The organism is Hydrogenophaga borbori (assembly GCF_003417535.1).
In the GTDB taxonomy this organism is placed as follows: domain Bacteria; phylum Pseudomonadota; class Gammaproteobacteria; order Burkholderiales; family Burkholderiaceae_C; genus Hydrogenophaga; species Hydrogenophaga borbori.
This window is the reverse complement of record NZ_QVLS01000020.1, coordinates 18521-28247: the sequence shown is the minus strand read 5'-3', so window position 1 is coordinate 28247 and position 9727 is coordinate 18521. Positions and strand designations below refer to the sequence as shown.

General features: G+C 70.0%; 8 protein-coding genes and 1 pseudogene. 6 read left to right on the top strand and 3 right to left on the bottom strand.

Features of this window, described 5'->3' with window-relative positions; translation table 11 throughout:
• Positions 1-120, bottom strand: a pseudogene (locus DY262_RS21185) (electron transfer flavoprotein subunit beta/FixA family protein); the annotation flags it as partial.
• 333 nt (positions 121-453) lie between these two features.
• Here DY262_RS21185 and DY262_RS21180 point away from each other — a divergent pair.
• The 3 genes from DY262_RS21180 (at position 454) to DY262_RS21170 (ending at position 3342) form a co-directional block, all read left to right on the top strand.
• On the top strand, positions 454-1458 hold the full coding sequence (locus DY262_RS21180; protein WP_116961041.1) for a TRAP transporter substrate-binding protein: 1005 nt from the start codon (positions 454-456) through the stop codon (positions 1456-1458).
• Positions 1459-1540: 82 nt separating this feature from the next.
• A complete protein-coding gene (locus DY262_RS21175) occupies positions 1541-2050 on the top strand; it encodes a TRAP transporter small permease (RefSeq protein ID WP_116961040.1) in 510 nt (169 codons plus the stop codon).
• Positions 2047-3342, top strand: a complete 1296-nt coding sequence (locus DY262_RS21170) for a TRAP transporter large permease (protein WP_116961039.1) — start codon at positions 2047-2049, stop codon at positions 3340-3342. Before DY262_RS21175 ends, DY262_RS21170 begins: the two co-directional genes overlap by 4 nt.
• Here the strand turns inward: DY262_RS21170 and DY262_RS21165 are convergent.
• Positions 3329-4642, bottom strand: coding sequence for a mechanosensitive ion channel family protein (locus DY262_RS21165; protein ID WP_116961038.1), 1314 nt, complete (start codon positions 4640-4642; stop codon positions 3329-3331). The genes DY262_RS21170 and DY262_RS21165 overlap by 14 nt on opposite strands.
• 36 nt (positions 4643-4678) lie before the next feature.
• Entirely contained in the window at positions 4679-5632 is a 954-nt protein-coding gene (locus tag DY262_RS21160) for a histone deacetylase family protein (RefSeq protein ID WP_116961037.1), read from the bottom strand.
• Between the two features lie 42 nt (positions 5633-5674).
• Between DY262_RS21160 and DY262_RS21155 the strand changes: the two genes are divergently transcribed.
• The 3 genes from DY262_RS21155 to DY262_RS21145 are packed head-to-tail and all read left to right on the top strand — an operon-like array spanning position 5675 to position 9716.
• Complete coding sequence (locus DY262_RS21155) at positions 5675-6595, top strand: AAA family ATPase (RefSeq protein WP_116961036.1); 921 nt, start codon at positions 5675-5677, stop codon at positions 6593-6595.
• Entirely contained in the window at positions 6595-7665 is a 1071-nt protein-coding gene (locus tag DY262_RS21150; protein WP_116961035.1) for a DUF58 domain-containing protein, read from the top strand. Before DY262_RS21155 ends, DY262_RS21150 begins: the two co-directional genes overlap by 1 nt.
• Positions 7659-9716, top strand: coding sequence for a transglutaminase TgpA family protein (locus DY262_RS21145; RefSeq protein ID WP_116961034.1), 2058 nt, complete (start codon positions 7659-7661; stop codon positions 9714-9716). Before DY262_RS21150 ends, DY262_RS21145 begins: the two co-directional genes overlap by 7 nt.
• Positions 9717-9727 lie beyond the last annotated feature (11 nt).

Below are 9727 nucleotides of genomic sequence, written 5' to 3'. Positions count from 1 at the left end.
CTCGTCGAACGGGTTCATCGACATCTTCACGTTCGCAATGTCGACGCCGCTGCCATCGCTTTTCACGCGGACCTTGACGTTGTAGTCGACCACGCGCTTGACGGGGACGAGAACCTTCATGCTGAGCTGCTCCTGTGGTTTGGGGTTCGGGGTGCAATTGACGTGCACGTCAATTGGGCATTGTAGGTGGGCGCTGGGAGCGACCAAAGCGATGGCCAGAAAATCGAACGACCGTGCTTTTTTCGAATTATATCGATCGCCACGCGGGTGCCGCGATGCCCGCGACGCGCGGTGGGATGTCGTTGGGGCGTCATTTCGCCGACCGCTTGGTCGGCGAACTCGGGTAAGTCTGGAGGGCGTTGCGCAATGCGTTCACCTATAGTGAATTCGCGCCCTTTGCTTATGTTGAGTAACGATGGCGCACCACTTCACCCCGTCGTTGGAGCACCCCGCATGAAGCTGATTCCCCTCCTGGCCACCGCCACCCTGCTGAGCGCCGGCGCGGCCTCGGCGCAGACCGTGTTCACCGCCTCTTCTTGGGTGGGGCCGACGCACACGCTGAGCATGGCGCAGAAATCGTGGTGCGACCTGCTGGAGAAGGAAAGCGCGGGTCGCATGAAGTGCAACATCCTGCCCAAGTCCGTGGCCGCGGCGCCGGGCACCTTCGACGCCGTGCGCGACGGCCTGGCCGACATCTCCTACACGGTGGACGGCTACACGCCGGGCCGCTTCGTTTTCACGCAGCTGGCCGAGTTCCCCTTCCTGGGCGACAGCGCGCTGGCCACCTCGGTGGCCTACCAGCACCTCTACGCCAAGCACTTCGCGCCGCTGGGCGAGCACCGCGGGGTGAAGGTGCTGGCCGTGTTCACGCACGGCCCCGGCATCATCTTCAACAGCAAGCAGCCGGTGAAGACGCTGGACGACGCCACCAAGCTCAAGTTCCGCATCGGCGGTGGCAACATCAACGAGCTGTCCAAGCTCATGGGCTTCAACACCACGCTCAAGCCCGCGCCCGACTCCTTCGAGCTGCTGTCCACCGGCGTGATGGACGGCACCTTCTTCCCCGATGAATCGATCGCCTCGTTCAAGCTGAACATGATCAAGCACGCCACCACCTTCCCTGGTGGCCTCTACAACACCAGCTTCGTGTTCATGATGAACCCGGCCAAATACAACGCCCTGTCCGCGCAGGACAAGGCCGTGGTCGACAAGATCTCGGGCGAGGTCGCCACGCGCATCTTCGGCGAAGGCTGGGACAAGGTCGACGCCGCCAGCCGCGAGCTGCAGAAGACCCAGGGCGTGGCGCGCATCCAGGCCGACGACTCCTTCATCAAGGCCGTCGCCGCCAAGCAGGCCGAGCTGGAGGACAAATGGGCCGCCGCCGCCGCGGCCAAGGGCCTGAAGGACCCCAAGGCCGTGCTGGCCGAGTTCCGCGCCGAGATCAAGAAGGTCAAGTAAGGCATCGAGCCGCCACCCACCCCCGCACGGCGGGCAGTCGCCACCCCGGCTGCCCGCCGTTGCTTTTGAACGCTCCCCCGACATGCTCACCGTCCTGGATCGCGCGCTGCGCTGGTCGACCGGCCTGATGGCCGCGATGGCCTTGTTTTCCATCATGCTGCTCACGCTCGTCGACGTGACGGGCCGCAAGTTCTTCAGCCACTCGGTGCCTGGCGGGCTCGAGGTCACCGAGATCCTGATGGTGATCGTGATCTTCGGCGCGCTGCCCTTGGTCTCCTGGCGTGGCGAGCACGTGGTCTTCGACTCGCTGGACGCCTTCATTCCCAGTGGCCTGCGGCGCATCCAGCAGCGCGTGGTGCACCTGTTCTGCGCCATCGCTTTCGCCTGGATGGCGCGCCTGATGCTGCTGCGCGCCGACCGCTTTCTCGACTATGGCGACATCACGGTCCACCTGCAGCTGCCCCTGGCGCCGGTGGCCTGGATGATGGCGCTCTTCCTGTTCGTCACCGCGCTGGTGCACCTGGTCTTCGTCTTCTTCCGCCCCCCCGAGCCCGCTTTCCACGGCGCGGCCCAGCCGGGAGACGCCGCATGACCGCCGCGCTGCTGGGCTTTCTGGGCGTCTTCGCCATGGCTTTCCTGCGCGTGCCGCTGGCCGTGTCCATGGCCACCGCGGGCTTCGTGGGCATGGGTGTGCTGCGGGGCTGGCAGCCGGCCCTGGCCAGCACCAGCCAGGTCATCTTCGAAACCGGCTTCGCCTATGTGCTGTCGGTCATCCCGCTGTTCGTCCTGATGGGCAATTTCGTCGCGCGCGCCGGCATGGCGCGCGAGCTGTTCAACGCGGCCAATGCCTTCGTGGGCCACCGCCCGGGCGGCCTGGCCATGGCCAGCATCATTGCCTCGGGCGGCTTCGGCTCCATCTGCGGCTCGTCGATCGCCACCGCGGCCACCATGACCCGCGTGGCCTTTCCGGAGATGAAGGCGCACGGCTACAAGGAGACGCTGGCCACCGGCGCCATCGCCTCGGGTGGCACGCTGGGCATCCTGATCCCGCCGTCCACCATCCTGGTGATCTACGGGATCATCACCGAGACCGACATCGGCAAGCTGTTCATCGCCGGCATCCTGCCCGGCATCGTCGCCATCGCCTGCCTGTGCCTGGCCGTGGTGTTCGTCACCTGGCGCGACCCCCAGGCCGGCCCCCCCGCCGAGCGCTTCACCTGGCGCCAGCGCCTGGCCGCCATCCGCGGCATCTGGGGGGTGGCGCTGCTGTTCGCGCTGGTGATCGGCGGCATCTACGGCGGCGTGTTCACCGCCACCGAAGGCGCGGGCATGGGCGCGGCGGGCGCATTCTTCTTCGCGCTGGCGCGCCGCACGCTCACGCCGCGGCTGCTGCTGGAGGTGCTGATCGAAAGCTCCCGCACCACGGCCATGCTGTTCACCATCCTGATCGCCGCGATGATCTTCACCAACTTCATCAACTTCACGTCCATGCCGGCCGATCTGCGCGACTTCGTGCTGCAGTTCAGCCCCGAGCCGATCATGGTGGTGGTGGTGATGATGGTGATCTACCTGGCATTGGGCATGGTGATGGAGGAACTGGCGATCGTGCTGCTCACGATTCCGGTGTTTTTCCCCGTGGTCACCGGCCTGGGCTTCGACCCCATCTGGTTTGGCATCCTCATCGTGACCATCGTGGAGATCGGCATGATCTCGCCGCCCGTGGGCCTGAACCTGTTCGTCATCAACTCGCTGCTGCCGAAGGTCAAGCTGACCACCATCTACCGCGGCGTGTGGCCGTTCGTGACGGCCGACGTGGTTCGGCTGGGCATTCTCATCGGCTTCCCGATGATTTCCCTGTGGCTGCCCGGTTTCATGAACCGCTAGCGGCCACCGCGCCATCGCCCTCGCGCAGCACGTGCACCACGCGCTGCGGGAAGGGAATCTCGATGCCGTTGGCGCGCAGCGACGAGAGGATGGCCATGTTGATGGCCGAGCGCAGCGCGAGCTGCCCGTTCTCGGGATCGCCGATCCAGTAGCCGAGCGTGAACTCCAGGCCGTCGGCGCCGAAGTTGGACAGGGCCACCGAGGGTCCGGGGCTCTTGAGCACGCGGGGCTGCGCGGTGGCCGCGTCCAGCAGCAGGCGCGACACCAGGTCGACGTCGCTGTCGTAACCCACCGACACCACGGTCGACTGCCAGACATTGGGATCGGCCAGCGACAGGTTCTCCACGCGGTTGGTGATGAGCATCTCGTTGGGCACGATGGACTCGCGCCCGCTGAGGTTGCGGATCAGCGTGTAGCGCGCGTTGATGTCGGTGATGCGGCCCTCGAAGTTGTCCACGCGCACGTTGTCGCCGATGCGCATGCTGCGCTCGGCCAGGATGACGAAGCCGCTGACGTAGTTGGACGCGAGCTTTTGCAGGCCCAGGCCGATGCCCACGCCCACGGCGCCGCCCAGCACCGAGAGGGCGGTCAGGTCGATGCCCACCGCCGAGAGCGCGACGATGAGGCCCACGAACAGGAGCAGGGCCCGCGTGGCGTTGCTCACCGCCTGGCGCAGCGAGCGGTCCCGGCCCACCACGTTGCGCAGCAGCCGGGCCTCGATGGCCGACGAGATCCACAGCGTGATGATCAGCACCGCCGACGCGGTGACGATGCCCTCGATGAGGGTGCGCAGGCTCAGCGTGGTGGCGCCCACCTTCCAGCGGATGTCCTCGGCCTCGGCCAGCATCACCGGCAGCAGCCCGCTGACCCACAGCACCATGCCCAGCCAGGCGGCCCAGGAGATCGTGCGCTCCAGCACCTTCACCCAGGGGCTGTCGTCGAAGGCCGCCTGCAGCACCTTCACCCCCAGACGGATCACCGCCAGCGACACCAGCACGGGGATGGCGACGTGAAAGACCGCCAGCGGCACGAAGTTCATCAGCAGCCCGCGCGCCACGAAGCCCAGCACCAGCAGCACGATGGGGAACAGCGCGCCATCGACGATGCGCCGCCCGAACAGCACCGACTGGGGCGCGTTCTGCATGGACAGGGCGCGGCGCAGGCCGGCCACCAGCGAACACGCCAGCAGGGCCACGGCCGCCAGGGCGGCCAGTTCGGCCAGCGCCGCCGGCTGCAGGAAGCTGCTGAGCCAGGCGGACAGGTCGTCCACCGGCCGCAGCGAAGCGGAGGAAGGGTTCATCGTCGGAACAGGTGACAGGAAAAAGACGGCATCAGCTCAGACGCCCGCGAGCACGCGCAGGTGCGCTTCCACGCTGCGCGCCAACGCGTCCAGCGCATAGCCGCCCTCCAGGCAACTCACGACGCGGCCCTGGGCGTGGCGATCGGCCACCGCCTGGATACGGTCGGTCAGCCAGGCGTAGTCCTGCTCGACCAGGCCCAGCTGGCCCATGTCGTCCTCGCGGTGCGCGTCGAAACCCGCGCTCACGAACAGCATCTGCGGCCGGTGTTCGTCCAGGCGCGGGATCCAGCAGGTCTCGACCAGCTCGCGGATGTCCATGCCGCGCGTATAGGCCGGCACCGGCAGGTTGACCATGTTCTTCGCCGTGGAGTGCGTCCACGCCGGGTAGAACGGGTGCTGGTAGAAGCTGCACATGAGGATGCGCTCATCGCCCTCGATGATGTCCTCGGTGCCGTTGCCGTGGTGCACGTCGAAGTCGATGATGGCCACGCGCTTGAGGCCATGGCGCTCCAGCGCGTACTTGGCGGCCACCGCCACGTTGTTGACGAAGCAAAAGCCCATGGCCTGGCGGCGCGTGGCGTGGTGGCCCGGTGGCCGCACCGCGCAGAAGGCGTTGCGCAGCTCGCCGGCCAGCACGGCGTCGGTGGCGTCGATGGCCGCGCCCGCGGCCATGAGGATGGCCTCCCAGCTGTGCACGTTCATCGAGGTATCGGGGTCGACCTGCGCGCGCTGCGGCCCGCCGGCGGCGATGTCTTCCTTGAGGGTGTCGGCCAGGCCACGCAGCGCGGCCAGGTGCAGGCGGTCGTGCGCGAGCTCCAGGTCGGCCAGGGCGGCCGGCGTGGCCTCGCGGCGCTCGAGCGCGGCGTCCAGGCCGGTCAACAGCAACCGGTCCTCGATCGCATCGAGCCGTTGGGGGCATTCGGGGTGGCCGGCGCCCATGTCGTGCTGCCAGCATGCCCTGTGCGTGAAATAACCAGTGGCGTGGGCCATCTCTGAACTGCGGTGAGAATCGCGGCCAATATGCAAGCCCAGATGCAACAAGACTCCAAGATCCAGCGCCTGCTGAGCCAGCTTAACACGGTGATCGTGGGCAAACCGCAGCAGGTCAGCGACTGCGTGGCCTGCCTGCTCGCGGGCGGCCACCTGCTGATCGAGGACGTGCCCGGCGTGGGCAAGACCACGCTGGCCCATGCCCTGGCGCGTGGCTTTGGCCTGCAGTTCGCGCGCGTGCAATTCACCGCCGACCTCATGCCCACCGACCTGATCGGCGTCTCCATCTACGAGCGCGGGCGCGAGGCCTTTGTCTTCCACCCGGGCCCGGTGTTCGCCCAGGTGCTGCTGGCCGACGAGATCAACCGCGCCAGCCCCAAGACCCAGAGCGCGCTGCTGGAGGCCATGGAAGAGAAGCAGGTCACGGTGGAGGGCGAGACGCGCGCCCTGCCCCAGCCCTTCTTCGTCATCGCCACGCAGAACCCGCACGACCAGCTGGGCACCTACGCCCTGCCCGAGTCGCAGCTGGACCGATTCCACATGCGCCTGTCGCTGGGCTACCCCGACCGCGCCGCCGAGCGCGAGCTGCTGCGCGGCCAGGACCGGCGCGAGCTGATCGAATCGATGCCACCGGCCCTGGACGGCGACGAGCTCGCCCGCCTGCAGCGCGCCGTGGCCGAGGTGCACACCGCCGAACCGGTGCTCGACTACCTGCAGGACCTGGTCAACGCCACGCGCAGCGGCCGCTGGTTCCTGCAGGGCCTGTCGCCGCGCGCCGCGCTGGCCGTGGTGCGCGCGGCCAAGGCCCAGGCCTTCCTGCAGGGCCGCGACTACGTGGCGCCCGACGACATCGCCGCCATCCTGCCGCAGACCACGGCGCACCGGCTGATCCCCGTGCGCGACGCCGGGCGCGGTCCGCTGGAGCAGGTGCGCGCGATGCTGGACGCTGTCCCCCTGCCGTAATGAGCCCCCCCCGAAGCGCCTTCGGCGCCTCCCCCCAGGGGGCAGCGCCTGCGGCCCGGCAAAGCCGGTTCCGCGGCGCTCTGGATGCTTCACCCTCGCGGTTCAACTTCAAGGCGCGCGCGCGCGCCTGGTTCCACAACCGGCTCAAGCGCAGCGACACGCTCACGCTCACCCAGCGCAACGTCTACATCCTGCCCACGCGCGCTGGCTGGATGCTGGCCCTCACCCTGCTCCTGCTGCTGGTGGCCAGCATCAACTACCAGCTCAACCTGGGCTACCTGCTGACCTTCCTGCTGGCCGGCAGCGCCCTGGTGGGCATGCACGTGTGCCACAACAACCTGCGGGGTCTCACGCTGCACCTGCACCCGCCCGAGCCGGTGCACGCGCACCAGGCGGTGGTGCTGGAGGTGCGTCTGTCCAGCGAGCGGCGGCGCGCGCGCCACGGCATCGGCCTCGGCGTGCTCCCCGAGGACGGCGGCGCGCCGGCCCTGGCCTGGGCCGACGTGCCCGCGCAAGGCAGCGCCGAGCTGCGGGTGGCCTGGCGGCCGCCCGCGCGCGGCCTGCACGCGCTGCCGGCGCTCAGCGCCATCACCCTGTTCCCGCTCGGCACCTTCCGCGTGTGGACGGTGTGGCGCCCCGCCGCCGCCGCCCTGGTCTACCCCACGCCGGAAGACCACCCGCCGCCGCTGCCGCCCGGCGAGCCCCTGTCGGGCGGCGCGGGCAGCGCGCGCGTGCAGGCCACGGGCGAGTACGACGGCGTGCGCGCCTACCGGCGCGGCGACCCGATGAAGGCCGTGGTCTGGAAGAAGGCCGCCCAGGCCTTCGCCAGCGGGCGCGACGAACTGGTCAGCCGCGACGCCCTGTCCAGCCAGCGCCAACAGCTCTGGCTGGACCTCAACCAGTGCGGCGGCACCGGACTGGAGGGGCGCGTGTCGCGCCTGACCGCCTGGGTGCTGATGGCCGACCGGCTCGAACTCGACTACGGCCTGCGCCTGCCGGGCCGGGAGGTGGCGCCCGACCAGGGCCCGGCGCACCGCAGCCGCTGCCTGGAGGCGCTCGCACTGTGCTGAACGCCCTTCGCCTGCCACGCACCCGGGCCGCCGCCAGCGCGCTGCCGCGCGACACGCGCGACACCCTGTTCGTGCTCGGCGTCATCGCCTGGGTGGTGGCGCTGCAGGCCGCGCACATTCCCTGGTGGACCACGGCGCTCACGGCCGTCGTGCTCGCCTGGCGCGCCCGGCTGGCGCTGCGCGCCGCCCCGCTGCCCGGCTGGCCCTGGCGCCTGGGCCTGCTGCTGCTCACGCTGGGCGCCACCTTCGCCAGCCACGGCACGCTGCTCGGCCAGGAGGCCGGCGTCACGCTGGTGGTGGTGCTGCTGGCGCTCAAGACGCTGGAGCTGCGCGCGCGGCGCGACGCCTTCGTGGTGTTCTTCCTCGCCTTCTTCACCCTGCTCACGCATTTCTTCTACTCGCAGTCGCTGCTCACGGCGGCCGGCATCCTGGTCGCGCTGCTGGGCCTGCTCACGGCGCTGGTGAACGCGCACATGCCGGTGGGGCGGCCGCCGCTGGCGCAGGCCGCGCGCATCGCCGCCGGCATGGCGCTGATGGGCGCGCCCATCATGCTGGTGCTGTTCCTGCTGTTCCCGCGCATGGCGCCCTTGTGGGGCACGCCCAATACCGACCCGAGCGGGCGCAGCGGCCTGTCGGACGAGATGCGCGTGGGCGAGATCGCCGAGCTCGCGCTGGACGACAGCATCGCGCTGCGCGTGCGCTTCGACGACCCGCGCCCACCGCCGGCCGGCCTGCTGTACTTCCGCGGTCCGGTGTTGGGCAGCTTCGACGGCCGGCAGTGGCGCCCGCTCGAATCGGGCTTCCCGCGCGAGCGGCGCCTCACGGCCCAGCTGCGCCCGCGCGGCGAGCCCGTGGGCTACGAGGTCACGATGGAGCCCAACCGGCGTCCCTGGGTCTTCGTGCTGGAAGCCGCCACCGCCGCGCCCGAACTGCCCGGCGGCAACCGCGTGCGCATGAGCGAAGCGCTGCAATGGACCGCCCAGCGCCCCATCAACAGCCTGGTGCGCTACCGGGCGCAAAGCCACCTGGACTTCGGCCATGGCCCGGTGCAGGCACAGATCGGCCTGCAGGACTACCTGCAACTGCCGCCCGGCTTCAACCCGCGCACCCTGCAGCTGGCGCAGGAGATGCGCCGCCAGCACGGCCCCGGCCCCGCCGCCGCGCCGGCGCTGGTGAACGCCGCGCTCGAGCGCCTGCGCACGGGCGGCTACCGCTACACGCTGGAGCCCGGCGTCTACGGCCGGCACACCGCCGACGAGTTCTGGTTCGACCGCAAGGCGGGCTTCTGCGAGCACATCGCCAGCGGCTTCGCCGTGCTCATGCGCGCCATGGACATCCCGGCGCGCGTGGTCACGGGCTACCAGGGCGGCGACACCAACACGGTCGACGGCTACTGGACGGTGCGCCAGCGCGACGCCCACGCCTGGACGGAGGTCTGGCTGCAGGGCCAGGGCTGGGTGCGAGTGGACCCCACGGGCGCGGTCTTCCCCGGCCGCATCGGGTCGGTGCAACGCCTGCAGGCGCCCGCCGCCGGCTTCGCGGGGGCCTTCGCCGGCGCGCTCGGCAACCTCAACCCGACGCTTGTCGCGCGGCTGCGCGCCACCTGGGAGGCCGTCAACAACGCGTGGAACCAGTGGGTGCTGGACTACACGCAGGGCAGCCAGCTCGAGCTGCTGCGCGCGCTGGGTTTCGCCTCGCCGAGCTGGCAGGACCTGGCCACCGTGCTGCTGGGCGTGGTGATCGGCGCGAGCCTGCTGGGTGCGCTCTGGGCCCTGTGGGAACGCCAGCAGCACGACCCCTGGCTGCGCCTGCTGCGGCGCGCGCGCCAGCGGCTGGCGCGCCTGGGGGTGGCCTCGGACGAGCGCACGCCGCCGCGCGAACTGGCCCAACGCCTGAAGGCGCAACTGGGCGACGGGCCGGCCGTGCAAGGCCTGGCCGATTGGCTGCTGCGCCTCGAAGCCCAACGCTACGCGCGCGACAGCGGCAGCACCCTCGCCCAGCTGAGGCAGGAATTCCGCCGGCTGGCCTGGCCGGTCCGCCGCCGCGCGTGATCCAATCGCGG

Coding starts and splice junctions, on each gene's coding strand:
- DY262_RS21180 (WP_116961041.1), top strand. CDS start 454: ATGAAGCTGATTCCCCTCCTGGCCACCGCCACCCTGCTGAGCGCCGGC.
- DY262_RS21175 (WP_116961040.1), top strand. CDS start 1,541: ATGCTCACCGTCCTGGATCGCGCGCTGCGCTGGTCGACCGGCCTGATG.
- DY262_RS21170 (WP_116961039.1), top strand. CDS start 2,047: ATGACCGCCGCGCTGCTGGGCTTTCTGGGCGTCTTCGCCATGGCTTTC.
- DY262_RS21165 (WP_116961038.1), bottom strand. CDS start 4,642: ATGAACCCTTCCTCCGCTTCGCTGCGGCCGGTGGACGACCTGTCCGCC.
- DY262_RS21160 (WP_116961037.1), bottom strand. CDS start 5,632: ATGGCCCACGCCACTGGTTATTTCACGCACAGGGCATGCTGGCAGCAC.
- DY262_RS21155 (WP_116961036.1), top strand. CDS start 5,675: ATGCAACAAGACTCCAAGATCCAGCGCCTGCTGAGCCAGCTTAACACG.
- DY262_RS21150 (WP_116961035.1), top strand. CDS start 6,595: ATGAGCCCCCCCCGAAGCGCCTTCGGCGCCTCCCCCCAGGGGGCAGCG.